Raw genomic sequence first — 26,221 nt, forward strand, 5'->3', positions numbered from 1 at the left:
GAAGCATGTGATTAAGTAAGCAATTAGTTTTCAATATTTGCTTCAATAAACCATAAGAATTTATCTAGATCACGGGATGCTGCGGTAAACATATCAGCAGTATCTTCATCTTCAACTTCATCAATCGCTTTACGAATATCATTAGCGACTACCGCATAGCGATCAGCCAATGCTTTAAGGTGATCTTGCACATCATGAATATCGAGTGGATAGGCTTTTAAAGGTGTTTTTTTACTGACAGTTTGTGGTGTACCAAGGACTGTGCCACCTAATTGTACTAAACGCTCAGCAAACTCATCAGTATGTTCATTGATGGTATCACGGAAACCATCTACCATTTCGTGTACGGCAATAAAGTTTCTACCGCGCATATTCCAGTGTGCTTGTTTGGTAATGAGAGACAAATCGATAAACTGAGTCACCATTTGCTGCAGTAGTTCGATAGTATGCAGTTTAACACTGTCATCAACATTATTACGGGTATAAAGCAGGGCTGAAGGTGTGGATTTGACTAATTTAGCAGTACTCATAATCGTTCTCCCTAAATAATTAATAACTCAATATCTTAATTTCTGTTAATTATGATAGTGGATTATTAATGGTTAGTCTTATCGCTTGCTACTATTAAATTGATAGGGCATTACTAATAAAAATGTCATCTATCGAAATAGCCTATTTAGAATAAGACAATATGCTTAAAATAGCAATGTTAGGGAAGTAAAGTTATTATTTAATAAGTAAAAAGAGATCAACTGATCTCTTTTCATTTAATATTTTATTTATTAATAAGTTAAACTGTATAAATATTTATTCTACTTTTTCAATTTTGGTTTTTCTTTTCATGGTTGCAGTGGAACCAATTGACGCTAACACAATAAATGCCAACGCAACCCATTGTATTAACGTTAAATGTTCATGTAAGAAAATAATACCAATAAAAGCCCCCATACAAGGCTCTAAACTCATCAATGTCCCAAAGGTTTTTGCCGGTAAACGGGTAAGTGCAATCATTTCCAAAGTATAAGGAAAAGCGGTAGATAAAATCGCAATAGCTAATCCAATAGGTAATATAGACCAACTAAAAACTAGCTCAGGGCTACTTTGTAGCATACCAATAGGGAAAAAGATAAAGGCGGCAATAAGTGAGCCAATAGAAACTGTCGCTGCGCCATAGCCTTTTCCTGCACGTTGTCCGAAAACAATATACAATGCCCAACCGACACCCGCACCTAATGCATATAAAATGCCTAGGGGATCGAGTCCGTGAATATTATCCCCAATCGGCAGTAATAACCCTAATCCAGCAATCACTAAGATTATCCATAAAAAATCGATTGCTCTGCGTGAAGAAAACATCGCTACCGCAAGCGGTCCCGTAAACTCAAGTGCTACTGCAATACCTAATGGAATAGTTTCAAGAGCCAAGTAGAATAAGTAGTTCATTGCCCCTAATGATAAACCATATAAAAATAGTGGCATTATGGCACTACGAGAAAAGCTTAGACGCCATGGTTTAAAAATAAAAAACAGGATCAGAGTACCTAGAAAAAGGCGTAATGCTGTGACTGCGGGGGCGCCAATAACAGGAAACAGGCTTTTTGCCAATGATGCGCCACTTTGTATTGATAGCATAGAAAGAAGCAAAAGAAGCACAGGGTAGAACACCTGTAATTTAGCTGAGTGTCTGGCTGACAACATCCTGAAAAACCTCGTCAAAAGTAAAGCGTTGAGTACTCTGTTATCCTATATAACAAAGGATCACATAATATAAAGTAAATTTGTGATTTTTAATATAGTTATTTATTAATTATTTATTAATAACACAACTTAAATTATTTTAGTTTAGGGATAGTTTAATAATATTAAAATATATTTGGAAAATACAGTAAGGATGAATAAAAACAATCAAATTAAATGTGTATTATTAATAAAACAAACAGAGAGATATATTATAAAAGCGATAAAATAATTTTTTTTGACCTTTTTTATAACTGAGGGGTTCAGTATAATTTTTCACTCGTTTTAACTAGCTAAAGAGAATTAAAAATGAATAAAATAAAGTCTATTGCCGTGTATTGTGGTTCAAGTTTAGGTGCTTCACCAATTTATAAACAACAAGCGATTCTTTTTGCTAAAGAGCTGGTTAAACGTAATATCACTTTAGTTTATGGTGGTGCCAGTGTAGGAATTATGGGCACGCTCGCGGATACCGTTTTACAGGAAGGGGGTAAAGTTATTGGTGTGATCCCAACGCTATTAGAAGGGCGTGAAATCTCACATAAAAATCTGACAGAGCTCCATGTCGTTGAAACTATGCACCAACGTAAAAGTAAAATGATTGAACTCGCGGACGGCTTTGTGGCACTGCCGGGGGGTTTTGGCACATTAGAAGAGTTCAGTGAAGTGTTTACTTGGAGCCAAATTGGCCTTCATCAAAAGCCATTAGGTATATTTAATATTAATGATTTTTATCAGCCATTACTGGCTATGATAGATAAAATGGTAGATGAAAAATTCTTACATGAAAAATATCGTCATATGGCGATTGTTGAGCAATCACCTATCCAGTTATTAGATAAATTTGAAAGTTATATTGCCCCTTCGATTAAAACCTACGATAAATAAAGGTAGAGCATGATAACCATAAGAAAAGCTGTACTTTCTGATGTTGAGCAGATTAATACCCTGTATGGCTATTTATTTGCTGAGATGGCGAAATTACAGCCAGAAAGATTAAAACCGGGTAAACAAGATGAAGCATTTATTATTAATGGCATTAAAAATGATAAATTTCATCTGTTAGTGGCTGAGTTAGAACAGAAAATTGTCGGTTTTACTATTGCCCAAATACAAGAGACACCGCTATTTAACTGTTTAGTACAGCGTAAATATGCCTATATTTTTGATATTGTTGTTGACCCTTCTGTTCGTGGACAAGGGGCAGGGGCATTGTTGCTAAATGCCATGAAGGCGTGGGCAAAACAACAAAAAATGACCCACCTAGAGCTTTCAGTATTGGCTGAAAATGCCGATGCTAAACGTTTTTATCAGCGAGAAGGGTTAAAAGAAGTCAGTACCGTGATGGGTATTGCTTTGTAAGTTTCGCTTAATCATGGCAAAAATAAACCCGCTGAGTGCGGGTTTATTAATTATGTTATTCAGCTAAATTGTGGGTTTCCCCGCAATTATCGTACACAATACCCTGACATTTTCAATATCTTCTGCCGATATTTCAAACAAGTTTCTATCTAAGACAATAAAATCGGCGAATTTTCCTACTTCTAATGAACCAATCTGTTTATCCATATCTAGTGCATAAGCGGCATTGATGGTGGCGGCTCGTAATACTTCGATTAAGGTGAGATTGCGATCATTATCTAAACGTGGCTGAGAGGGATCTTTTTGTCGAGTCATGGCAACTTTAAAGTCATACCACTCATTTAATGGATCAATCGGCCAATCACTGCCAAATGCGACAGTCACTCCCGCATCAATAAATTTACCGGCGGTTTCTAGATATTGGCAACGTGCTTTGCCTAACATTTCAAGATCTTTATCAATATTATGTTGCTCTACGCCAGCCCATTGAAAGGAGAGAAAAGGGTAGGTATTTAATTGGGCAAAGCGCGCATAATCTTTTTCACACATTAATTCGTTATGCGCAAGGCCGGGGCGAATATCTTTTTCTGGCAAGGCTTTGCGCATTTCACTAATGGCGTCAAGTGCGACACTAATAGCCCCTTCAGCTACGGTATGAATATGAGGATGATAACCTGCACGGCTAATCTCAGTGACTAATGGCGTCAAGATTTCAGGTGAAAAATAGAGATCGCCAACATGCTCTGAATCTTGCCAATGAGGCGTTTCATCCGTACCGACATTAATACGATAAGGGGCGTGTAAACGGGCTGTCATAATCGGCGCTTGTAATACACCATCAAGAAAAAGCTTAATATGGCGAATAGCGACACTGGGTTGCGCGCCTTGGCTGATTTGATGCCAGTGAGAGAATCGTGTTATTGCTTGTTGTACAGCATGAGGAATAGCTGCAATATCAGCCACATCATCAGGGGTAATTTCAACCGCATTCTCAACACGAACCGTTAATTCACCCGCTTCTCGCAAGGTATTAAAGGCACGTAATTGTGGCTCACCAACACGTGCATCCATGATAGTCGTTACCCCTTGTTGATTGAGCAACTTTTGTACATGGCGTGCGATTTGTAGATTTTGCTCTGCCGTTAAAGGCGGTAGGCTATCAATAGCCTGCATAGCTGGCGCATCTTCAAGAATACCAATAGGTGTTCTATCACCATCACGTTCAATATTGCCATCAGGTGGATCGGGGGTTTCAGCCGTAATATTTAATAATTCTAGTGCGCGGGAATTTGCTAATACGCTATGACAATCACTAGAAAAAAGTAAGATAGGGCGAGACGTATTTAAGCTATCAAGGTGATAACGCGTCATTTGTATCCCTTCCGGTTGCATCCCTTCACGATACCATGCTGACACTTTCAACCAAGCTGTATCACTATCGATGGGATCAGCATCAAGATAGCGTTGGATACGCGATAGAATTTCATCGATTGTTAAGGAGAGGTAATCAAGGTGACAACCTGCTAATGTGGCTCCCCCCCAAAATGGATGCATATGAGCATCAATAATGCCGGGCATCACCATTTTCTTCTGTAAATCGATATGCTGTGTTTTTTCATTACAGTAAGCAAGTAAATTCGATTTTGTGCCTGTTGCAATAATAATGCCTTGGGAAACAGCGATAGCTTCGACGAAATTGTTACTATTATCAGCGGTATAGATTAGGCCGTTATAATAGAGTGTGTCTGCAATTTGAAATGTCATTCTTCTACCTTGTATAGCTTTTTTGGCGATGATGGCTAATTTTCGGTACTGATTGGGCATCCTATGAAGTTTTGATGCGGGCGGTCATATTAGAATTAAATGACGCTCAATACTACCTGCGTGTTACATTGATTTAACTAACTGTTTTATCAACGGGCGAAAATAATAGGATAAACCGCATAGAATACCACTATATGGAAGATAATAAGGTAAGCAGAACCGATAGCTACTTACCCTATTAAAATACTAGAGGGGGTCAATTATCGGGCAAATTAGCCGCACATACATCACAGTGTGGATTTTTAGGTAACTTAAATTCACGAAATTGCATCCGCATAGCGTCAAATATTAATACTTTGCCATGTAAAGTTTCACCATAACCAGTGAGTAATTTGATGGCTTCAATGGCCTGTAAAGTGCCAATAGTACCCACAACAGGGGCCATAATACCCGCTTCAACACAAGTGAGTGCATTATCACCAAAAAGATGACTTAAACAGCGATAGCAAGGTTCATCATCTTGATAGGTAAAGACGCTAATTTGGCCTTCCATACGAATGGCTGCACCAGATACTAAGGGTTTTTTCTGCATAAAACACAGTCGATTTAGTTGTTCGCGGATAGTGACATTATCTGTGCAATCCATTACCAGATGATGTTGGCTGATTAATTCAGCCAGTGCTTTATCTTCAAGTAGTGCATCAACCGTATCTATCTGTACATGGGGATTAATCGCGTTTAATGTTGTTTTAGCTGATAAAACTTTCGGCTGACCAATGGTGCTATCGCGATGCAGGATCTGGCGTTGAAGATTGGACAGTGAAACGGTATCAAAATCTAATAGTGTCAGTTTGCCAACACCTGCGGCAGTGAGATATTGCGATACACTACAGCCTAATCCCCCAACACCGACAATCAATACAGAAGCACTTTTCAGTGCTTCTTGACCGTCAAAATCAAAGCCCCTTAACACAATTTGGCGATTATAACGCAGCGTTTCTTCATCGGTTAATTCTATACTCATAAACACTATTCGCTTTTTAGCAGAGGATTAAATAGCTCAATAGTGACGGTTTCACCCGCTGCAACTTTACCACGCTCTCGCTCTAAGACGATAAAACAGTTTGCAACACTAAAGGAGCTATATACGTGAGAGCCTTGATGTCCCGATGTGGTTACTTGCCATTCACCATTTTCATTAATACTGGCGATACCGCGTTGGAAATCCAGACGACCGACAGATTTTTTTAATGGTGAACAGGTTTTAGCATGGAAACGCTGTGGTGCTCGCCACTGACTAAAACCAGATAAACGGGCAATTAAAGGCTGTACTAATTGGTAGAATGTCACTGTTGCTGATACAGGATTACCCGGTAATCCGCAGAACCAAGCATTATGTAAGCGACCAAAAGCAAAAGGTTTACCCGGCTTAATGGCTAATTTCCAAAAACCAATTTCGCCTATTTCATCTAAAATTTGTTTAGTATAGTCCGCTTCACCCACAGAAACTCCGCCACTGCTAATCACTAAATCCGCTTGTGCATCAGCGGTTTTAAAGGTTTCTCTCAGTTTTTCTGGCGAATCTGGAATAACGCCTAAATCAAGCACATCACAATCTAATTTTTCCAACATTAAGCGTACGGCAAAGCGGTTAGTATCATAGATTTGCCCCGCTTTTAATGGTTGGCCAATAGTTTGCAACTCATCACCCGTTGAAAATACGGCCACTTTTAATTTGCGGTAAACATTAATATTGGCAATACCGAGTGAAGCAATAAGAGGTAACTGTGCTGTAGAAAGTTTTGTTCCTGCGGCTAAGACGATATCGTTTTGTTTTATATCCTCACCAATACGACGAATATTTTGTCCAAGCTTGGCCGGATGTGGAAAAAGAATACCGTTGTCAGTCACTTGTGTTTCTTCTTGCATAATAACGGTATCGACACCTGCGGGTATCATGGCTCCGGTCATGATACGAACACATTGTCCTTGTGGTAATTCACCTTCAAAAGGGACTCCAGCAAACGCTTTGCCTGCAATAGGTAAAGGAGATTGAGTGTTTAGATCCGTATAACGTACACCGTAACCATCCATGGCAGAATTATCGAAAGGAGGTACATTGAGTGGTGAAGTGATGTGCTCACTTAAGATATAACCTGCTGCCTTATGCAAAGGGATACTAAGGGTATCTGTGATTGCCACCGGTTTTTCAAGTAATTTTTCTAGCGCCTCATCAAGGGATAACAAACCGCTAACCTGACATTGACTCATTGTATACTCCAAAATCTATCGAAATGTGCTGTTTTATTTCACGATACTAATCTATCACGATGAAGCACATCATGTTAGCGATCATCTCATCAGCAAAAAAAGAAAATATTACTCAACATAAAATGTTAACTATTTAAAACAAAACTGTTAGTTAATGTGTTAATAATATTGTTGTATTTTAAATGTAATAAATAACATCAATACAATGGAGCCTTATGAATACCTCAACCCACCCAAGCCATTCAGCACAAGCCTTTCATATCGCTTTTAGTGGTTTCCTTGCTTTAGTTGTTGCTATGGGGATAGGGCGTTTTACTTTTACGCCTCAAGTACCGCTAATGATTGCGGACACACAACTGACATTAACCAGTGCCAGTATTGTTGCTGCATTTAATTATCTAGGATATTTAGCTGGTTCATATGATGCGATGAAAGCAACTAAAGGTGTGGGCTATCGGCTTTGGGGGGGATTATGGGGAGCGGTGATCATTACACTGCTTAGTGCGGTACTTAATGATGCTTTAACTCATAGTATTGCCCGTTTTTTTATTGGTTGGGCAAGCGGTTGGACATTAGTGCTCGTTGCTTCGTGGGCAAATGAAGTATTAGCCCGTTTAAATCGCCCGGCATTAAGTGTGGCAGTCTATGCAGGAACAGGGGCGGGGATCTTTATTAGTGGCCTTCTTGCGGTATTCATTCTCAAGTGGCAGATGAGTGCGACAACAGGTTGGTTGATTTACGGTGTGTTGGCATTTATTTGTGCAATTTATGTGAGCTATCATTTACCCAAACCTTGGTCAATTAATCGTGAGCAAGTCAAAGTAGAGCCACTTATCTTAACGCCGGCGATGAAAAAATTGATTTGGGGTTATACCTTTGCGGGCTTTGGTTATATTTTACCTGCAACCTTTTTATCTCAAATGGCGACGGAACGTTTTCCCGGTAGCTTAGTTGCTCAATTTGTCTGGCCTATTTTTGGTGCTTCCGCAGCTTTATGTATTGGGATCGCGATACTGACACGTAATGTCCTTAATACACAATTACGATTGGCGATAACACTATGGTTGCAAGCACTGGGGATCATCATTGCCGAATGGCTACCCACAATTACAGGTCTTGCTATTGGCGCATTTTTAGTGGGGGGAGGGTTAATGTGTGCGGTGCAATTGGCATTTTTACGTGGTAAAGAGTTGGCACCTGATCATGCTCGTTATATGGCAGGATTATTAACAACATTTTATGCTATTGGACAGCTAGTTGGGCCTCTGGTTTCCTTCCTTTCAACGGCGTTAACGGGAAGACTAGAGCCGGCATTATATGTCGCCTTTGTGATATTGATCATCGGCGGTATTTTGGTTTGTATGAAAGAAAACAATAAAGGGTAAAACAATAAAAAATGACAAAAAAGCAATAATTTCATAACCAAAAATGCAGTATTGCTGGATAATGTGATTCAGCTCATCTAAAGTGTAACGGTTATCGTTGAATTAGGTAACAGAGACTTAATTAATGTGTTTATCGGAGAGTCCAATGTCATCAACATTAAGTAAAGAGGCGCAATGGGTACATGCCGCGTTAGTGGAGCGTGGTTTGGAAACGCCTCTTCGTGAGCCAAAACTTTCACCCAGTGAGAGTAAACAACAAATTAAACATCACATGACGGAAGTGATGAAATTGTTAAACCTAGATTTGAGTGATGACAGTTTAGCGGAAACGCCACATCGCATTGCGAAAATGTATGTTGATGAAATTTTTTCAGGCTTGGATTATCACAACTTTCCTAAAATCACCCTGATTGAAAATAAAATGCAGGTTGATGAAATGGTCACTGTTCGTGACATCACATTAACCAGTACTTGTGAGCACCATTTTGTCACTATTGATGGTAAAGCAACGGTTGCTTATATTCCTAAAGATAAAGTGATTGGTTTATCAAAAATTAACCGTATTGTGCAGTTCTTCGCACAACGCCCTCAAGTGCAAGAGCGTTTAACGCAACAAATATTGATTGCCTTACAAACGCTATTGGGGACGAAAAACGTTGCTGTCTCTATTGATGCCGTTCACTATTGTGTAAAAGCAAGAGGCATTCGTGATGCAACCAGTGCAACCACCACAACCTCATTAGGTGGACTATTTAAATCTAGCCAAAATACTCGCCAAGAGTTTTTGCGTGCTGTACGCCACCTTTGAGATGAATAAATGGAACAAAGTTCACGTCAACGCATCGACGCTTTAGATGCGTTGAGAGGAATAGCGATCCTTGGCATCTTATTACTCAATATCTCAGGTTTTGCCTTATTAAGAGTTGCCTCATTTAATCCTATGCATTCAGGAGAGGCGACTTTTGCGGACAAACTTACTTGGATGGGATTAAATTTATTTACCCAAGGAAAGTTTCTGTTTATTTTTGCGCTGCTATTTGGCGGAACACTTTATTTATTATCACAACGCTCTGTTGCTTGGAACGTCTCTCGCCTAATTATTCTGGCATTAATCGGTATTATTCATACCCTATTACTATGGGAAGGGGATATCTTATTTCCTTATAGTATTTGCGGATTATTTGTTCTCTTTTTTATTAAAGCATTACCTATTAAGCGGCAATTTATCCTTGGGCTGCTGCTCTATTTATTTGGCGCGATTATTTTAGCTTTTTTATTTTATTACTATCGTGATTTTGTTGAAATAGTTTGGTATAGCTCTGACTATTCCGCCATGATAGAGACTAACTGGAAAACCGGAAACTATATAAATAGTATCTACTGGCGATTAGATGAACTGAGTGATTTTATTTTTAATTTAGTTCGTCAATATAGTTGGTTTTTAATTGGCGCCATGTTAATGGGGGCGGCGTTAATGGCATCCGGTTGGTTACAACGACGCTATTCACAGTCTCATTATGGTTTGATAGCGGTTTGTTTTTTAGTCATAAGTTTACTTTTCCAAGGGACGCTTGTTATTACCGATTATTATTTAGATTGGCATTATATGTGGTCTGCGGTAGTGGCTCAGCCTATCACCATGGTGATCCAAATTATTCAAAGCTTAGGTTATATTGCTTTACTCTATTGGGCATGGCCTTATATTCAACACAGTTTTATCGCCTATGCTTTACGTTGTGTGGGGAAAATGGCGCTTACCACCTATTTACTACAGAGTATTATTGGCACGACGCTTTTCCAGTGGATGGGGTTATTTAACCAATTTACTTTATTGCAGCTTATGCTATTTGTGATGGCTATTTGGGGGATAAATATTATCTTTGCTGTAACGTGGTTACGCTATTTTTCTCAAGGGCCAATCGAGTGGCTGTGGCGCCACTCGTCAACAGGGTTAGCTAAACGCTTTTAACTGTTTTTACCATTGTTTAATGGCAACGCTTCTACCTCTTGTGGTGAAACCGCCGGATAGCCCTTAATATCATCAGGAATATTTTGTACAGCAGGTATTGCTTCTGGTGGACCTAGAAAACGCGGTTCGCGTTTTAATATATAGAGATCGACAACCGCACCTGCTCTGGCTAAAACTTCACGTACACGCACCTTAAACATACTCTTCGGCGAAGCAACAGCAAAACACTGGGCATCAATGCCTTTTTCAAGGGCAATAAATACGGCTCGTTCGCAATGGAAACGCTGAGTGATAATAGTAAAGCCATCTGTCCCAAACACTTCTTTTGTGCGTACTACCGAATCTAAAGTTCTAAATCCAGCAAAATCCATAACGATACGCGATGCAGGTATGCCTGCTTTAATTAAATCTTTACGCATCGTATTGGGTTCATTATAGCTATGCTGTGCATTATCTCCACTGAGTAACAGATATTGCACTTTGCCGCTGCTATAGGCATTAACAGCACCTTGAATACGATATTGATAAAATTGGTTAAGATAGCCTGTGGTGTAATATTTAGCAGTACCTAATACCATGCCTACTTTTTTGGCAGGTAGTTTATTTATATCTTCAAATATATAGGGGCTAGTTTTTACACCTATCCAGCGATCACAAGCAATTAATGCCACCGCAACTAAGATAAAAAGGGTCAAAAAGAGATAAATGAGGCGCTTTAGCATATCCTTGCCTTAATGACTCAGGGTTTTCTAATAGGTTAAAGGCTACTTGAGCACTAATTGGGAAGCAAGAAAAAAGCGCGCTATTAGTGATAATAGTGCGCTTTTCAGAATGAAACCTAATGATTTTAACTCAATTAGAATGACGTTCTCTTGTAAATACGGTATTCAGGCTCCCAATAGTTACGTTCAATCGCTTCTTCTAAAGCAGAATCAGACGTGACCGTTGCAACACCTTGCACCTGTGCTTCTTTGGCAACTTGTTTAGCAATATAACGTGAAACTTGTTGAATATCGGCTAATAAAGGTAATAGTGGGCCATCGCCTTCTTTTGCCATAGGCGAGCAATCGGCTAACGCACGGCTTGCAACCATTAACATGGCATCAGTAACACGCTTTGCACCACTTGCAATAACGCCAAGGCCAATACCTGGGAAGATGTATGAGTTATTGCATTGTGCAATAGGATACACTTTCTCTTTATAGGTGACTGGGGCAAATGGACTTCCTGTAGCAACAAGAGCTTGTCCATCAGTCCAATTAATAATATCTTCAGGACGCGCTTCAACACGAGACGTTGGGTTCGAAAGAGGCATCACGGTAGGACGTTCACAATGCTTATGCATTTCACGAATAATCTCTTCAGTGAAAAGTCCTGCTTGACCAGAAACGCCAATCAGAATGGTTGGCTTAGCATTTTTAACCACTTCTAACAGTGAAATTGCATCCGTTTCTGTTTGCCAATCGGCCAGCGTTTCGCTTTTTTGAATAAGCTTACTTTGGAAATCGAGTAAGTTTGGCAGTTTATCCGTTAATAAACCAAAACGGTCAACCATAAAGATACGTGCACGAGCTTGTTCGTCGCTTAGTCCTTCAGACTTCATTTGTGCAATAATTTGCTCTGCAATACCACAACCTGCTGATCCTGCCCCTAAGAAAGCGACAGTTTGATCTTTTAATTGACGCCCGGCAGCACGGCTTGCCGCAATTAGACTACCTAATGTCACAGCGGCAGTACCTTGAATATCATCATTAAAGCAACATAATTCATCACGATAACGATTTAATAACGGCATGGCATTTTTTTGTGCAAAATCTTCAAATTGCAGCAGTACATTTGGCCAACGACGTTTAACGGCTTGAATAAATTCATCGACAAATTCGTTATATTCATCTCCGGTAATACGTGGGTGGCGCCAGCCCATATAAAGTGGGTCATTTAAACGTTGTGGATTATTGGTGCCAACATCCAGTACAACGGGTAAGGTATAAGCGGGGCTTATTCCACCACAAGCGGTATATAAAGAGAGTTTACCAATAGGAATACCCATACCACCGATACCTTGGTCACCTAAACCAAGGATACGCTCACCATCTGTGACCACAATCACTTTTACGTTTTGTTTGGTGGCGTTTTGTAGCATATCATCAATATTGGCGCGGTTAGGGTAAGAGATAAAAAGTCCACGCGCACGGCGGTAAATATCAGAGAAGTGCTCACAAGCTTCACCTACTGTGGGGGTATAAATGATGGGCATCATTTCAGTAAGGTGAGATTCCAACAGACGATAAAATAGCGTTTCATTGGTATCTTGGATATTTCTTAAATAGATGTGTTTATCGTTATCATTTTTAAAATCAAGATATTGACGGTAAGCGCGTTCCACCTGCTCTTCAATGGTTTCTACTGCCTCAGGCAGTAAACCATGAAGGTTAAAGGTGCTGCGCTCTTCTTCGCTAAAAGCACTACCTTTATTTAACAGGGGAAATTCAAGCAGGATTGGGCCTGCATACGGGATATAGAGAGGACGTTTACTTTCGTGTTCCAGTTCCATGAAAAATACTCTTGTAAGGCAGTTAGTCACATGACAAGTGTAGATCCTACAAAATAATAAAAATATGTACAGCTTATGTTATTTTTTTATGATTTTTCTGCTTAGAAATGAGAGATAGATACAATTGTTATGACTTTTTCTGATAAGCATCAGCAAAAATTTACATGCTGATGCTTTTTTATGAGGACAATTTAACGGTATAAGTTAAAAAATGTTACAAAGTGACACGCTGTATTTGGCGGCAACCTAAAGCTGTTAATGTTGCTTGGGTGGCATCCCACTGAGTTAATAGGCTGTCTGCTTTTTCAATTAATATTGCAGACTCAATATCCATAACATTTTCACCCGCCATATTTAATGCAATAAGTGCCGCTTGTAATGGTGGCATACTAGGATTGAATGCGGCATTTTCAGCATAACTGCCTTGAAAGATCTTGCCGCTTTTCATCTGTACAGCAATACCACTGTGAGAATGGCTGTAAGGGGCATGACTACGATTTATTGCTTGTAGTGCCTGTTGTGCTAGTTGGCTAGTGTTATCTATTTGATAACCGTGATTAACTTTATCCATCAGTAGGGTAGTGATATTGAGATCTTTAGGGCCAAAGCTATCAGGTAAGTAGTCACCTAAGGTCGCCACTTTTCGGCCTGGGAGATGGATTGCAATATGAGTGCCGCTATTTAGTTCGTTCATAAACTGACGACAATGACCACAAGGGGTATAGTTAACTGTGATGGCAACTAAACGAGACTCACCGCGTAACCAAGCATGTGTAACCGCACTTTGCTCTGCGTGTACCGTTTGTTGTAATGGGGCGCCAGCAAACTCCATATTTGCCCCAAAATAGAAGTGGCCGCTTTCACCACGAGCAATGGCACCCACATTAAAATGAGAGATAGGTGTCACAGCACAAGCGGCTGCAACAGGCAGTAATGCGAGGGCTAACTCATCATCATTACATTGTAACTGTGTTTTTAACGCATTAACTTGTTCTGCAGTGAACATTGCCGGAAATTCATCCTGCTCAAGATAAGGCGTAAGTGCTTGTTGTAATTGAGGGGATAAATCTGACCAAATTGCCTGAAAACGAGTATGCATATAGGTGTCTCCCATTAATCTTCTGCTATTGTAAGATTTTAGGCATCTTTACCTATTCTTATATGTGATTAAAATCATATTTTCAATGAAACTATTGCAACTGAATGATTAATTGGGAGATACATCTCAAATTTATAGTAAATTGATTTTAGCATTAGCATAAAAAACCTTCGCTCTGAACGAAGGTTTTTTATGTGTTCTATTGATTTAGCTAATTAGCTAATCAGCTAAAAAGGTGCAAAATAAAAGGAAAAATAAAAGGTGCGGTAAGTGAAGTAATAATACCGCAAGTCATTAATGCTAATGAACTATATGCCCCTTCAATATAATCGATTTCAGCTGCTCTTGCGGTACCCACTGCGTGAGAGACTGTTCCCATCGCTAAACCACGAGAAGCGTGAGTTGGAATACGTAATATTTTAAATAGCGTATGACCAAAAATGGCACCTAAAATACCTACTGCAATAACACATGCAGCACTGATTGCAGGAATACCACCTATGGAATCCGCAACAGCCATTGCGATAGGGGTTGTTACCGATTTAGGCAAAATGGAGGCGGCAATTTCAGGAGTAGCACCAGCCCATAATGCAATCGCTGTACCACTAGCCATGGCGGCGATACTACCAATAAAGCAGATACTAATTAACGATTTCCATTGTGCGCGTATTTGGTGTAATTGTTGATATAAAGGAATAGCTAAAGCAACAACAGCAGGTTGCAACAAGTCGTTAAGGATACGACTTCCGGCAAAATAATCCTCATAGGCGGTGTGTGTCACTAATAAAATAGGAATAATAACAACAATAGCAATCAATAACGGATTTAAAATAGGCCATTTAAATCGAGCAGCCAGTTTACGTGCTAAGTAGAAAATAATAAGTGTTAGCGGTAATGACCACCAAATATTCATTAATATTAACATTTTTTCTTCTCACTTAACGCTCTGTCGTCGTCTTGTTGTTCTGCTAATTCTACATCCTCTACTTTATCGGGTTTAGCACCGATAATAGGACGTTCACGATGCACGTAATGTGAGCAGTAAGCGACTAGCGCCATCACCGCAAAGGTACTGACAACACAGGCCAGAACAATAGGAAAGAGTTGTTGGCTTAATAAATTATAATAGTTCATTACACCCACCCCGATAGGAATAAAGAGCAATGACATATTTTTCAGTAAAATATTACCACCGGGTTTTACCCAACGTAATGGAATAAGCTGGAAGGCAAGTAAACCAAATAGAATAAGTAGTCCAACAATACTGCCTGGCACCGCGAAAGGTAATAAGGCTGAAATAAGATTACCGGCAAAAAGACAAAGATAAAGTATAAAAAATGATCGTATATAGTGCCAGATTGTGATCTGCACCCGCTTAGATTTCATAGATATGTGTCCTAAATCAACTGACGTATTTATCATACACCAATTTTCAAAGTGTGCTATGGATCACAATAAAAAAAGAGCGGGGCTCTTTATAGAACCCCGCTTTGTATTTGCATTTTGAATAAAGGTCAGTTTTTATTTCACTTGGTGACCCGGTTTAGCCCCACTATCTGGGCTAAGTAAGAAAATATCTTCACCACCAGGGCCTGCGGCCATCACCATACCTTCTGAAATTCCAAAACGCATTTTGCGAGGTGCTAGGTTTGCAATCATAACAGTTAAGCGACCTTCTAATACTTTCGGATCAGGGTATGCAGAACGAATGCCGGAGAATACTTGGCGTGTTTCTCCCCCTAAGTCCAGTATTAATTTTAGCAACTTATCTGAGCCGTCAACGAAATCAGCCTGTTTAATTTCAGCAATGCGCATATCAATTTTGGCAAAATCATCAAATTTAATAGTTTCTTGAATAGGCGCGTCTGCTAATGGACCCGTGATTTCTTTGACTGGCGCAATGGTACTTTTTGAAGCTTCTACCATTGCATTGGCTTTATCCATTTCAATACGATTAAACAATGCTTTAAATTTAGTAATTTCATGGTTTAACAGCGGTTGCGACAGAGCATTCCAAGTTAATTCAGTTTGTAAGAAGGCTTCTGAACGTTCTGTTAAAGAAGGTAGAATTGGTTTTAAATAAGTCATCAGTACACGGAATAAGTTAATTCCCATAGTACAAATAGCTTGCAACTCAGCCTCTTTACCTTCTTGTTTAGCAACCACCCAAGGCGCTTTTTCATCAATATAGCGGTTAGCTTCGTCTGCTAATGCCATAATTTCACGAATGGCTTTACCAAATTCACGGTTTTCAAAACATTGTGCGATGCTTTCTTGCATATCGACGAAATGTTGATATAACTTCGCATCATCAAGGCTTGCCGCTAATTTGCCATCAAAGCGTTTACTGATAAAACCCGCAGTACGGGACGCGAGGTTAACCACCTTGTTGACGATATCGCTGTTTACACGCTGTACAAAGTCTTCTAAGTTTAGGTCAATATCATCAATACGTGATGAAAGTTTTGCCGCATAGTAATAGCGTAGGCAATCAGCATCAAAGTGATCAAGATAGGCACGTGCCGTAATAAAGGTGCCGCGAGATTTTGACATCTTCGCACCATTGACGGTGACATAGCCATGCACAAATAGGTTGGTTGGTTTACGGTATTCACTACCTTCTAACACTGCCGGCCAGAATAAGCTGTGGAAATAAACGATATCTTTACCGATAAAATGGTATAAGTCAGTTTTGCTCTCTTTGTTCCAGAACTCATCAAAGCTTAAATCACCACGTTTTTCACATAGGTTTAAGAATGAGCCCATATAACCAATAGGGGCGTCTAACCAAACATAGAAATATTTACCCGGCGCATCAGGGATTTCAAAACCGAAATAAGGGGCGTCACGGGTGATATCCCACTGTTGCAGACCGCTGTCAAACCACTCTTGCATCTTATTGGCTACTTGCTCTTGCAATGCACCGGAGCGGATCCACTCTTGCAACATATTGCTAAAGGCTGGGAGATCAAAGAAATAGTGTTCAGTTTCACGCATTACCGGCGTTGAACCCGATACCACAGAGCGAGGATTAATTAATTCTGTCGGGCTATAAGTTGACCCACATACTTCACAGTTATCACCATATTGATCGGGCGCTTTACACTTAGGGCAAGTCCCTTTAACAAAACGATCAGGCAAGAACATGCCTTTTTCTTCATCATAAAGTTGAGAAATCGTTTTACTTTTAATATGACCATTTTTTTTCAGGGCTAGATAAATTTTCGTCGATAATTGACGATTTTCTTCACTGTGTGTGGAGTGATAATTATCGTAGCTGATATTAAAACCGGCAAAATCCTGTTGATGCTCTTTGCTCATCTCTTCAATCATGGCTTCTGGGGTAATACCCAATTGTTGAGCTTTCAGCATAATAGGCGTGCCGTGAGCATCATCAGCGCAGATGAAATGAACTTCTTTGCCGCGCATTCGTTGGTAACGGACCCAGATATCAGCCTGAATGTGTTCAAGGATATGACCGAGATGAATTGAACCGTTAGCATAAGGTAACGCACAGGTTACCAATAATTTATTCGCGACGTGAGACATAGTAAGGATCTTACTTCCATTAAATTAAAAAAAGGGTCTTTGATGTTAACCTATCCGTCATGATGTCGCTAGGGCAATCATAGAGTTTTTGCAAGAGAAATTTCGCTTGGCAAATTGAGGTAAGGCATTATCGTAGTCATTGACTATCTGATATGATAGGTGCACTCAGATATTTAATGAATAACGAAAATGAGAGGAGCCGGGATGAGTGATAAATCCCCCGAGCAGACCACCCCTGAGATTCTGAAAGAAAAAGTTTCAGGTGTCTTGTCTACTTTTGAACACCCGACATTGAAACGTAATCTGCTTTCCCTAAAAGCATTACATCAGTGTGCGATGATTGATGATGTCCTTCATATCGAATTAGTGATGCCGTTTGTGTGGAAAAAACCTTTCCAACAACTGATTGAAGAAAAAACGGCAGAGCTGCGTAATATGACGGGAGCCAAAGCTGTTGAGTGGAAGCTAAAACACAATATTGCCACACTACGTCGTGCAAACGATCTACCAGGTATTAATGGCGTACGTAATATTCTGGCGGTGAGTTCAGGTAAAGGCGGGGTGGGTAAATCCAGTACCGCGGTAAACCTTGCTTTAGCGCTAGCACAAGAAGGGGCTAAAGTTGGTATTCTGGATGCGGATATTTATGGCCCATCCATTCCTAATATGTTAGGTACAACCATGGAACGCCCAACTTCACCAGATGGGCAACATATGGCACCTATTATGGCGTATGGTCTAGCATCTAACTCTATCGGTTATTTAGTCACAGACGATAATGCCATGGTATGGCGTGGTCCAATGGCAAGCAAAGCGTTGATGCAAATGCTGCAAGATACGTTATGGCCTGATTTAGACTACCTTGTGATCGATATGCCACCAGGAACGGGTGATATTCAATTGACCTTATCACAAAATATTCCGGTGACTGGCGCCGTTGTTGTTACAACACCACAAGATATTGCGCTGGTGGATGCGATGAAAGGCATTGTCATGTTCAAAAAAGTCAATGTACCCGTATTAGGTATTATTGAGAATATGAGTGCGCATATTTGTAGCAATTGTGGTCATCTTGAGCCTATTTTTGGTACTGGTGGTGCTGAGAAATTAGCCGAAAAATATCATTGCCAATTATTGGGTCAAATTCCACTGCATATCTCTTTACGTGAAGATTTAGATCGCGGACAACCGACGGTGATGCGTGATCCAGAAGGTGAATTCGCTGATATCTATCGTGAAATTGCTTCAACAGTTTCTGCGCAAATGTATTGGGATGGGGATGCTATTCCAACGGAAATTTCTTTCCGCGCGGTATAAGCGGTGAAACAATAATCTATTGATTATTATGGGAAGTCTTTTAGGCTTCCTTTTTTTTATCCGCTGAAATCTGACTATTTTTGATAAAAAACAAAGAGATTTTTGGTTTTACGCTGGAACCAGAAGGATTTCAAAACTATAATCTGCGCGAGCGTAATATTTACATATTATTACGTTATTCCTCTTTTTTATTTCAAACCAGGTTTTTTATTATGGCTGACACAGCACATCAGTGCACAATTGTAGGTATCGCTGGAGCCTCTGCTTCAGGCAAAAGTCTTATTGCCAGTACACTTTACCGTGAATTAAGAGCGCAAGTAGGTGATCATAATATCGGTGTGATACCAGAAGATTGCTATTATCGTGACCAAAGTGATTTAACAATGGAAGAGCGATATAAAGTTAACTACGACCACCCCAATTCGATGGATCACGCACTTTTATACCAACATTTGTGTGAACTAAAAGCCGGAAACGCCATCGAACTCCCTCAATATGATTATGTCGCTCACACCCGTAAATCAGAAACCATTCATTTTAAACCAAAAAAAAGTTATTATTATTGAAGGTATTCTGTTATTAACAGATAAGCGCTTACGTGAAGAGATGGATTTTTCTATCTTTGTCGATACGCCATTAGATATCTGTTTAATGCGTAGAATTAAACGTGATGTGAATGAACGTGGGCGTAGTCTAGATTCTGTTATTGAACAATATAATAAAACTGTTCGTCCGATGTTCTTCCAGTTTATTGAGCCTTCTAAACAATATGCCGATATTATTGTGCCTAGAGGGGGAAAAAACCGTGTTGCGATCGATATTTTGAAAGCAAAAATCGGACAGTTTTGTGAATAATTGAGTTCATTTGTAGGCAGCTTTCATGCATGATTAACCATGAAACTGCCTGTTTAACTTGAAGAAGGGAAATAAAATGCGATTATGCGACCGTGATATTATTCAGTGGCTTGATGAAGGTAAATTAGTCATTGAACCCCGCCCGCCTGTCGAGCGAATTAACGGCGCAACAGCGGATGTTCGCTTGGGTAACCAGTTTCGTGTTTTCCAAGGACATACTGCGGCTTACATTGACCTCAGTGGCCCCAAAAATGAAGTTAATGAGGCCCTTGAGCGGGTGATGAGTGATGAAATTGTATTACCAGAAGGCGAAGCGTTTTATCTTCATCCCGGAGAGCTTGCCTTGGCGGTTACATTAGAGTCTGTCACATTACCGGATAATGTAGTAGGGTGGTTAGATGGACGCTCATCTTTAGCGCGATTGGGATTAATGGTACACGTCACGGCTCACCGAATTGATCCGGGCTGGCATGGACACATCGTATTAGAATTTTTTAATTCAGGTAAACTGCCATTAGCATTAAGACCGGGTATGGTGATTGGCGCATTAAGTTTTGAACCTATGTCAGGCTCTGCGGATAGGCCTTACAATCGTCGCCAAGATGCGAAATATAAAAATCAACAAGGTGCGGTAGGAAGTCGGATTAGTGAAGATTAATTTTTCATTAACGACTATTATCAACTTTATTAAGCGGGTAACAATATGAAAAGGTTTTTGACAACACTCGCCATTTTGCTTGTAGTGATTTTGGCAGGCTTAACGACATTAGTTTTGCTCATTAACCCTAATGATTTTCGTGGTTATCTTGTTGAACGCGTTGAAAAACAAAGTGGCTATAAATTAACCTTACAAGATGATATGCGTTGGCATGTCTGGCCAAAACTCAGCATTATTAGTGGTAAAATGTCATTAACAGCCCCCGGTGCTGAGCAACCATTGATCACTGCTGATAATATGCGTCTTGATGTGGAATTATGGCCATTACTTTCCCACCAGTTGGAAGTAAAAGAAGTGATGCTAAAAGGCGCAGTGGTTAGACAAACGCCTGAGAGTAAAGCAATACCTAAAATAACCCCGCCTTCTGTTGCCAATGAAGACAGTACTCGTCCGATTATTGAGCCAAAAACAAATCGTTGGCAATTAAATATTGCTAAGGTGAGGATCTCCGATAGTTTGATTATTTGGCAAACCAAAGGGGGAGAGCAACTTAATTTACGCGATATCAATTTATTATTAAAAACGGACGACAAAAAACAAATTAACCTTGAGATGAGCACCAAAATTAATCGTGATCGTCGCGAGTTAATGTTAAATGTTGTTGCTAATGCTGATATGAGTGGCTACCCATATCAAATCAGTGGCAATATCGCTCAATTAGATTATGCATTATCGGGAATAGGACTTCCGGCTCAAGGGATCTCCGGAAATTTAACCTCAGATTTCAATATTAAAAATGATAGTGTAAATGTTATTGCCTTAAATAATTTAAATATGACGGCAAATGAGAGTCAGCTACAAGGTAGCATCACGGCTGAATTGGCTAAAAAGAACCGCTATCAAGTGGAATTAACTGGGGACACTTTAAATTTAAATACCCTATTACCTGAGTTAGCACAGCCTAATTCATCTGAAACAGCATCGTTAACCTTGGCAAATACCCCGTCGAGATCATTCTCATTCTTTAGCCATGCTCAGGCTGCACCATCACCCAATGCAACTATTATGGCTCGTCCGGTTATTACCTCCGCGACAATTGAAAACAAAGCGTATGATTTAACCCACTGGGGTGATATTGAATTTAGCTTAAACTTAGCGCTCAATAAGTTATTGTATAAAGAATTAGAAATAAACAATGTTAAATTAACCGCATTAAATAACCCCAAATCATTAAATATTGATAGGTTAGAAGGGCAGATCCTAAACGGAAATTTCTCACTGCCTACGGTGATTTCTACTAGCATTGTGCCAGCGCATATTAGTATGAATGTCACAATGAATAATATCCCTTTGCAACCTTTATTACGCGTCTTTGATCAGCCAGAAAATTTCAGCGGTTTAATTTCTGCAAAAGGGCATCTAGAAGGTGCCGGATATAATCGCAACGCGTTTCTTAATAGCTGGCAGGGCACACTGGATACCTCATTAAGCGAATTTAAAATGCTAGGATTAAATATTCCACAAGTGATCCAGCAATCTATTGCACAAACAACCGATCAAGTGGTTTACCCTGAAGATATTGAGAACTATACCAAAGCAGATAGTGTGATTGCCCAGTTTAAACTAGCACCTAAAGGCCGAGTGACGTTAAATCAGTTAGATGCTCAAGCAAGTGCTTATCAGATCAGCGGGCAAGGTCAATTAGATCTACAACGTCATAATCTAGATGTGATGCTGATGGTTAATATCAAAAAAGGTTGGGGCAAAGAGAATGAATTTATTCGCCAACTGGCCAAAATAGATATTCCATTAAGATTGTATGGTAATTGGAATGCTATCCAATATGAGTTTAACGTTGAAAAATTACTACGTGATCAATTACAGCAAAAAGCAAAACAGGCCATAGATAATTGGTTAAATAAGCAAGATGATAGCCCCGAAGTTAAAGCGCTTAATCAATTATTGAAAAAAATATAATTTTTAAAGTTGTTAACAAGGTGGAATAAAATTTTATTCCACCTTGTTTTGTTTTTTGGCTAATAAATTGATTTTATTAATTTATGATTAATAACCCCTTCTCTTATATTAAACAATATCTGTGGAACACAGATGCTGCATTATGTTTCTTATCCCCGTTCCCCGTTCCCTGTCACTGTTAACAGAAAATGGATAAAATGATTAAATTATGCTCATAGTGCATTATGTTTATCATTTAATTCAGTTTTTGCCTAAAAAATACTCATTCGTACTGTTTACATGTAAAAAAATAGTCGTTTTTTTTGATATATGTCATACACTGCAACGTTGCCTTTGGGCAGAGTGTGTCCATTGCACTAAATGCAAAAAAATGATGATAAAAACAAAAAGCTTCATTTTATAAATAACTATCGTAGACAGGAACTATACATGATTGAAATTCTTATCGGCGCCCTCGTCGCTGTGGGTGTTGGGCGTTACATTGTTAAGGGATATTCGCCAACAGGTGTGCTACTTACTGGTGGGCTATTATTGCTTATCATCAGTGTGATTATGGGCAAATCAGTATTACCAGCCAGTGTCACAAGTACCGGTTATCGCTTAATCGATATTGTTGAGTATGTAAAAAATCTACTTATGAGCCGTGGTGGTGATCTGGGGATGATGATCATGGTGCTATGTGGGTTTGCTTCTTATATGACTCATATTGGTGCCAATGACGTGGTCGTGAAACTTGCCTCACGCCCATTAAAAATGATCAACTCACCTTATCTTTTAATGGTAGCGGCTTATATTGTTGCATGTTTAATGTCATTAGCTGTTTCATCCGCAACAGGTCTTGGTGTGTTATTGATGGCGACCTTATTCCCAGTGATGGTCAATATGGGAATTAGTCGTGGTGCGGCGGCAGCTATCTGTGCTTCACCTGCATCAATTATTTTAGCGCCAACCTCTGGTGACGTGATTTTAGCGGCACAAGCTTCTGAAATGCCACTTATTGATTTTGCGTTTAAAACAACACTGCCTATCTCTATTGCCGCAATTCTTGGGATGTGTATTGCTCACTTTTTCTGGCAACGTTATCTTGATCGTAAAGAGCATATCGAAACAGAGATGTTAGATGTGAACGAAATCAAAACTCACGCCCCTAATTTCTATGCGATTTTACCTTTCACACCTATTATTGGTGTATTAGTTTTTGATGGTAAATGGTTACCAGAGCTTCATATTGTTGCCATTATTATTCTTTGCATGATGTTATCTGCGGTTATTGAATTTATCCGTAGCTTTAGTGCTAAAGAGGTTTTTGCCGGTTTAGAAGTTGCTTACCGTGGTATGGCTGATGCATTTGCCCAAGTGGTAATGTTATTAGTTGCCGCAGGGGTTTTTGCGCAAGGTTTAACAACGGTTGGCTTTATTCACGCGTTAATTGATGGTGCACAATCATTAGGCTCAGGGGCGATTGTTATGATGATTGCATTAGTCTTAATTACCATGCTCGCAGCAATGACAACCGGCTCAGGGAATGCGCCTTTCTATGCTTTCGTTGAATTAATTCCGCGCTTAGCAAGTAATATGGGTGTGAATCCTGCTTACTTAACTATTCCGATGTTACAAGCATCAAACTTAGGACGGACTTTATCACCTGTATCGGGTGTGGTAGTTGCTGTATCAGGAATGGCAAAAATTTCACCTTTTGAAGTGATGAAACGCGTTTCTGTGCCAGTATTGGTCGGGCTTGTGATTGTGATTGTTGCAACGGAAATACTGGTACCTAGCACATTAGGTTGATCATCAATAAATTATTGAAATAAAGTTAGCTTTATCTACTTTATTTTTCATTCTATTGACGGGCTTTGTTATGCATAGACAAAGCCCGTTTTTTTATTAAGCATCATTTTCAGATAAAAAATATCCGCCTTAGAGACGGATATTTGGTTATTTAATAGAAATTAAGCTTCGTCGACGTTTTCTTCGTCTTCAGGTGTTGGTTCAACAATACGTACTTTATTAATACGGTGATTGTGTACATCTAATGGTTCAAATTCAATACCATCAATAACCACTTTTTCACCGACGGCAGGAACGCGTTGTAAGTGTTCCATCAATAAGCCAGCCAAGGTTTCATACTCACGTTTTTCATCCAACTTAATAGGAATATAAAGCACTAAGTCTTCCAGCGGTGTAAAACCATTGATAGTCCATGAGCCATCTTCATTCTGTACTAAGTCGTGACGAGAGTCATTTTCCTCTGTACTTACTGGTAAATTACCGGCGATGGTTTCCATTACATCGGTTAAGGTAACAATGCCTTCGACAGAGCCAAACTCATCAACCACAAAGGCAAAGTGAGTATGAGCATTACGGAATTGTTCTAATGCCTGTAATAGTGATAACCCCTCAGGGAAGATTAAGGGTTGTGTAATTAATAAACGCAAATCTAATGGTTCATTACGTAACTGTTGATTTAATAATTGAATAACATTTACCACGCCGATAGGTTCGTCGCTATTTTCTTCGTCGGTAATAACGAGACGAGAATGGGGATCTTCTTCTAGTAATTGGCGAATATCATCTTGGGTGGCTTTTAGATCAACATATTCAACATCATGGCGTGAAGTCATAATACTATTGACGTTTCGCTGGCTTAAACCCAGAACGCGCACAATCATTTGGCGCTCTTGAGGATCAAACACCTCTTCTGTATTAGCAACTAAATCAGAAGTGTGAGGGTCAAGTTCAGAGGCTTCTGGTTTACCATTAATAATGCGCAATACCGCTTCCGCTGTACGTTCACGCAAAGAGCGAGAAGCTGATAAGAAGCGTCGACGGTTAAACTGTGCGAGTTGGTTAAATATCTCTATCATAATAGAGAAACCAATGGCAGCGTATAAATAGCCTTTAGGTATTGGATAGCCAAACCCTTCTGCAACTAAGGCAAAACCAATCATCAATAAGAAGCTTAAACATAAAATAACAATAGTTGGGTGATTATTGACAAATGTGGTTAATGGCTTACTTGCGAGGATCATCAAGAACATCGCAATAGTTACAGCAGCAATCATAACGCCGAGATGGTCAACCATCCCTACCGCAGTGATAACAGAGTCTAGAGAGAATACAGCATCTAGTACAATAATTTGCGCAACAACAGACCAAAAACTCGTGGTTTTACGTTGTTTTCCCTCGTTATGATCTTTACCTTCTAGCCGTTCATTAAGCTCCATTGTGGCTTTGAAAAGTAAGAATATCCCTCCGAGGAGCATGATTAAGTCTCTGGCACTGAAAGGATGATCAAACAGTGTGATAAGAGGTTTGGTTAGGGTGATAAGCCAAGAGAGACTAAATAGCAGTACAATCCGCATAATAAGAGCACACAATAATCCTGTGATACGTGCTTTATCTCTTAATTTTGCTGGGAGTTTATCTGCTAGAATAGCAATAAAAACAAGGTTATCAATACCAAGTACGATTTCGAGAACAATAAGGGTGGAAAGACCTACCCATATCGTCGGATCTACGATCCATTCCATACAGTTTGTTTTACCTTCTATAAAGACGGCATATGCCGACTTGGGAATAATGAGCAATTTAGCGGAATTTTTCAATAAATTATTATTGATAGTGGCAGAATAATTTCATTTTATCCATAAGGAATGCGATATCGATTGCATCAATAACTACCACCAAATGAGAGAGTGAGTTACTATGTGATCAGGTTAAC

The 26,221-nt window shown here is 39.6% G+C and carries 21 protein-coding genes and 1 pseudogene; 10 read left to right on the forward strand and 12 right to left on the reverse strand.

Annotated features, from left to right (window positions below):
• Positions 1–23: 23 nt before the first annotated feature.
• A complete protein-coding gene (gene dps / locus ACYUCW_RS02670) occupies positions 24–530 on the reverse strand; it encodes a DNA starvation/stationary phase protection protein Dps (protein ID WP_004244496.1) in 507 nt (168 codons plus the stop codon).
• Positions 531–807: 277 nt separating this feature from the next.
• On the reverse strand, positions 808–1,698 hold the full coding sequence (rhtA, locus tag ACYUCW_RS02675) for a threonine/homoserine exporter RhtA (protein WP_004244497.1): 891 nt from the start codon (positions 1,696–1,698) through the stop codon (positions 808–810).
• Positions 1,699–2,046: 348 nt separating this feature from the next.
• On the opposite strand from rhtA, the gene ACYUCW_RS02680 reads away from it, so the two are divergent.
• Together ACYUCW_RS02680 and ACYUCW_RS02685 are read left to right on the forward strand one after the other, a co-directional pair.
• Positions 2,047–2,625, forward strand: coding sequence for an LOG family protein (locus ACYUCW_RS02680; protein ID WP_004244498.1), 579 nt, complete (start codon positions 2,047–2,049; stop codon positions 2,623–2,625).
• A gap of 9 nt (positions 2,626–2,634) precedes the next feature.
• Positions 2,635–3,099 (forward strand): GNAT family N-acetyltransferase, encoded by a 465-nt coding sequence (locus tag ACYUCW_RS02685; RefSeq protein WP_004244499.1) that lies wholly within the window; start codon positions 2,635–2,637, stop codon positions 3,097–3,099.
• Between the two features lie 63 nt (positions 3,100–3,162).
• On the opposite strand, the gene ACYUCW_RS02690 is transcribed toward ACYUCW_RS02685, so the two are convergent.
• The 3 genes from ACYUCW_RS02690 to moeA form a co-directional block, all read right to left on the reverse strand.
• Positions 3,163–4,863 carry an amidohydrolase gene (locus tag ACYUCW_RS02690; protein ID WP_004247580.1) on the reverse strand — a complete coding sequence of 567 codons (1,701 nt, stop codon included), beginning with the start codon at positions 4,861–4,863 and terminating at the stop codon, positions 3,163–3,165.
• Positions 4,864–5,119: 256 nt separating this feature from the next.
• Positions 5,120–5,887, reverse strand: a complete 768-nt coding sequence (moeB, locus tag ACYUCW_RS02695; protein ID WP_163748441.1) for a molybdopterin-synthase adenylyltransferase MoeB — start codon at positions 5,885–5,887, stop codon at positions 5,120–5,122.
• A gap of 5 nt (positions 5,888–5,892) precedes the next feature.
• Entirely contained in the window at positions 5,893–7,134 is a 1,242-nt protein-coding gene (moeA, locus tag ACYUCW_RS02700; protein ID WP_004252107.1) for a molybdopterin molybdotransferase MoeA, read from the reverse strand.
• Between the two features lie 215 nt (positions 7,135–7,349).
• Between moeA and ACYUCW_RS02705 the strand changes: the two genes are divergently transcribed.
• The 3 genes from ACYUCW_RS02705 (at position 7,350) to yeiB (ending at position 10,488) form a co-directional block, all read left to right on the forward strand.
• Complete coding sequence (locus tag ACYUCW_RS02705) at positions 7,350–8,519, forward strand: YbfB/YjiJ family MFS transporter (RefSeq protein ID WP_004244503.1); 1,170 nt, start codon at positions 7,350–7,352, stop codon at positions 8,517–8,519.
• A gap of 145 nt (positions 8,520–8,664) precedes the next feature.
• The gene (gene folE, locus ACYUCW_RS02710; protein WP_004244504.1) at positions 8,665–9,327 is read left to right on the forward strand and encodes a GTP cyclohydrolase I FolE; all 663 of its coding nucleotides are present in this window, start codon (positions 8,665–8,667) and stop codon (positions 9,325–9,327) included.
• Positions 9,328–9,336: 9 nt separating this feature from the next.
• Positions 9,337–10,488: a DUF418 domain-containing protein YeiB gene (yeiB, locus tag ACYUCW_RS02715; RefSeq protein ID WP_460408187.1), complete on the forward strand. Its 1,152-nt coding sequence runs from the start codon at positions 9,337–9,339 to the stop codon at positions 10,486–10,488.
• Here the strand turns inward: yeiB and sanA are convergent.
• From sanA to metG, 6 genes are all read right to left on the reverse strand, one after another.
• On the reverse strand, positions 10,485–11,210 hold the full coding sequence (gene sanA, locus ACYUCW_RS02720) for an outer membrane permeability protein SanA (protein WP_460408188.1): 726 nt from the start codon (positions 11,208–11,210) through the stop codon (positions 10,485–10,487). The two genes, yeiB and sanA, sit on opposite strands and share 4 nt — an antisense overlap.
• A gap of 134 nt (positions 11,211–11,344) precedes the next feature.
• A complete protein-coding gene (locus ACYUCW_RS02725) occupies positions 11,345–13,042 on the reverse strand; it encodes an NAD-dependent malic enzyme (protein ID WP_004244507.1) in 1,698 nt (565 codons plus the stop codon).
• A 214-nt stretch (positions 13,043–13,256) separates the two neighbouring features.
• Complete coding sequence (cdd, locus tag ACYUCW_RS02730; RefSeq protein WP_004247586.1) at positions 13,257–14,141, reverse strand: cytidine deaminase; 885 nt, start codon at positions 14,139–14,141, stop codon at positions 13,257–13,259.
• Between the two features lie 223 nt (positions 14,142–14,364).
• On the reverse strand, positions 14,365–15,066 hold the full coding sequence (locus tag ACYUCW_RS02735) for a CidB/LrgB family autolysis modulator (RefSeq protein ID WP_004247587.1): 702 nt from the start codon (positions 15,064–15,066) through the stop codon (positions 14,365–14,367).
• A complete protein-coding gene (locus ACYUCW_RS02740) occupies positions 15,060–15,527 on the reverse strand; it encodes a CidA/LrgA family protein (protein WP_004247588.1) in 468 nt (155 codons plus the stop codon). Before ACYUCW_RS02740 ends, ACYUCW_RS02735 begins: the two co-directional genes overlap by 7 nt.
• A gap of 135 nt (positions 15,528–15,662) precedes the next feature.
• The gene (gene metG, locus ACYUCW_RS02745; RefSeq protein ID WP_163748445.1) at positions 15,663–17,690 is read right to left on the reverse strand and encodes a methionine--tRNA ligase; all 2,028 of its coding nucleotides are present in this window, start codon (positions 17,688–17,690) and stop codon (positions 15,663–15,665) included.
• 204 nt (positions 17,691–17,894) lie between these two features.
• Between metG and apbC the strand changes: the two genes are divergently transcribed.
• From apbC to dcuC, 5 genes and pseudogenes are all read left to right on the forward strand, one after another.
• Positions 17,895–19,007: an iron-sulfur cluster carrier protein ApbC gene (apbC, locus tag ACYUCW_RS02750; protein WP_004247590.1), complete on the forward strand. Its 1,113-nt coding sequence runs from the start codon at positions 17,895–17,897 to the stop codon at positions 19,005–19,007.
• A 212-nt stretch (positions 19,008–19,219) separates the two neighbouring features.
• Positions 19,220–19,862, forward strand: a pseudogene (gene udk / locus ACYUCW_RS02755) (uridine kinase).
• Between the two features lie 76 nt (positions 19,863–19,938).
• On the forward strand, positions 19,939–20,520 hold the full coding sequence (gene dcd / locus ACYUCW_RS02760; RefSeq protein WP_004244515.1) for a dCTP deaminase: 582 nt from the start codon (positions 19,939–19,941) through the stop codon (positions 20,518–20,520).
• A 45-nt stretch (positions 20,521–20,565) separates the two neighbouring features.
• Positions 20,566–22,497 (forward strand): outer membrane assembly protein AsmA, encoded by a 1,932-nt coding sequence (gene asmA, locus ACYUCW_RS02765; protein WP_004247592.1) that lies wholly within the window; start codon positions 20,566–20,568, stop codon positions 22,495–22,497.
• A 429-nt stretch (positions 22,498–22,926) separates the two neighbouring features.
• Entirely contained in the window at positions 22,927–24,288 is a 1,362-nt protein-coding gene (gene dcuC, locus ACYUCW_RS02770; protein WP_004247593.1) for an anaerobic C4-dicarboxylate transporter DcuC, read from the forward strand.
• Between the two features lie 161 nt (positions 24,289–24,449).
• On the opposite strand, the gene ACYUCW_RS02775 is transcribed toward dcuC, so the two are convergent.
• Positions 24,450–26,030, reverse strand: coding sequence for a TerC family protein (locus ACYUCW_RS02775; protein WP_460408189.1), 1,581 nt, complete (start codon positions 26,028–26,030; stop codon positions 24,450–24,452).
• Between the last annotated feature and the right edge of the window lie 191 nt (positions 26,031–26,221).

It is taken from the genome of Proteus sp. MB838, assembly GCF_054767435.1.

Excerpts from the sequence above, each read along its gene's own strand:
- dps (WP_004244496.1), bottom strand. The coding sequence starts at position 530 with ATGAGTACTGCTAAATTAGTCAAATCCACACCTTCAGCCCTGCTTTAT.
- rhtA (WP_004244497.1), bottom strand. The coding sequence starts at position 1,698 with ATGTTGTCAGCCAGACACTCAGCTAAATTACAGGTGTTCTACCCTGTG.
- ACYUCW_RS02680 (WP_004244498.1), top strand. The coding sequence starts at position 2,047 with ATGAATAAAATAAAGTCTATTGCCGTGTATTGTGGTTCAAGTTTAGGT.
- ACYUCW_RS02685 (WP_004244499.1), top strand. The coding sequence starts at position 2,635 with ATGATAACCATAAGAAAAGCTGTACTTTCTGATGTTGAGCAGATTAAT.
- ACYUCW_RS02690 (WP_004247580.1), bottom strand. The coding sequence starts at position 4,863 with ATGACATTTCAAATTGCAGACACACTCTATTATAACGGCCTAATCTAT.
- moeB (WP_163748441.1), bottom strand. The coding sequence starts at position 5,887 with ATGAGTATAGAATTAACCGATGAAGAAACGCTGCGTTATAATCGCCAA.
- moeA (WP_004252107.1), bottom strand. The coding sequence starts at position 7,134 with ATGAGTCAATGTCAGGTTAGCGGTTTGTTATCCCTTGATGAGGCGCTA.
- ACYUCW_RS02705 (WP_004244503.1), top strand. The coding sequence starts at position 7,350 with ATGAATACCTCAACCCACCCAAGCCATTCAGCACAAGCCTTTCATATC.
- folE (WP_004244504.1), top strand. The coding sequence starts at position 8,665 with ATGTCATCAACATTAAGTAAAGAGGCGCAATGGGTACATGCCGCGTTA.
- yeiB (WP_460408187.1), top strand. The coding sequence starts at position 9,337 with ATGGAACAAAGTTCACGTCAACGCATCGACGCTTTAGATGCGTTGAGA.
- sanA (WP_460408188.1), bottom strand. The coding sequence starts at position 11,210 with ATGCTAAAGCGCCTCATTTATCTCTTTTTGACCCTTTTTATCTTAGTT.
- ACYUCW_RS02725 (WP_004244507.1), bottom strand. The coding sequence starts at position 13,042 with ATGGAACTGGAACACGAAAGTAAACGTCCTCTCTATATCCCGTATGCA.
- cdd (WP_004247586.1), bottom strand. The coding sequence starts at position 14,141 with ATGCATACTCGTTTTCAGGCAATTTGGTCAGATTTATCCCCTCAATTA.
- ACYUCW_RS02735 (WP_004247587.1), bottom strand. The coding sequence starts at position 15,066 with ATGTTAATATTAATGAATATTTGGTGGTCATTACCGCTAACACTTATT.
- ACYUCW_RS02740 (WP_004247588.1), bottom strand. The coding sequence starts at position 15,527 with ATGAAATCTAAGCGGGTGCAGATCACAATCTGGCACTATATACGATCA.
- metG (WP_163748445.1), bottom strand. The coding sequence starts at position 17,690 with ATGTCTCACGTCGCGAATAAATTATTGGTAACCTGTGCGTTACCTTAT.
- apbC (WP_004247590.1), top strand. The coding sequence starts at position 17,895 with ATGAGTGATAAATCCCCCGAGCAGACCACCCCTGAGATTCTGAAAGAA.
- dcd (WP_004244515.1), top strand. The coding sequence starts at position 19,939 with ATGCGATTATGCGACCGTGATATTATTCAGTGGCTTGATGAAGGTAAA.
- asmA (WP_004247592.1), top strand. The coding sequence starts at position 20,566 with ATGAAAAGGTTTTTGACAACACTCGCCATTTTGCTTGTAGTGATTTTG.
- dcuC (WP_004247593.1), top strand. The coding sequence starts at position 22,927 with ATGATTGAAATTCTTATCGGCGCCCTCGTCGCTGTGGGTGTTGGGCGT.
- ACYUCW_RS02775 (WP_460408189.1), bottom strand. The coding sequence starts at position 26,030 with ATGGAATGGATCGTAGATCCGACGATATGGGTAGGTCTTTCCACCCTT.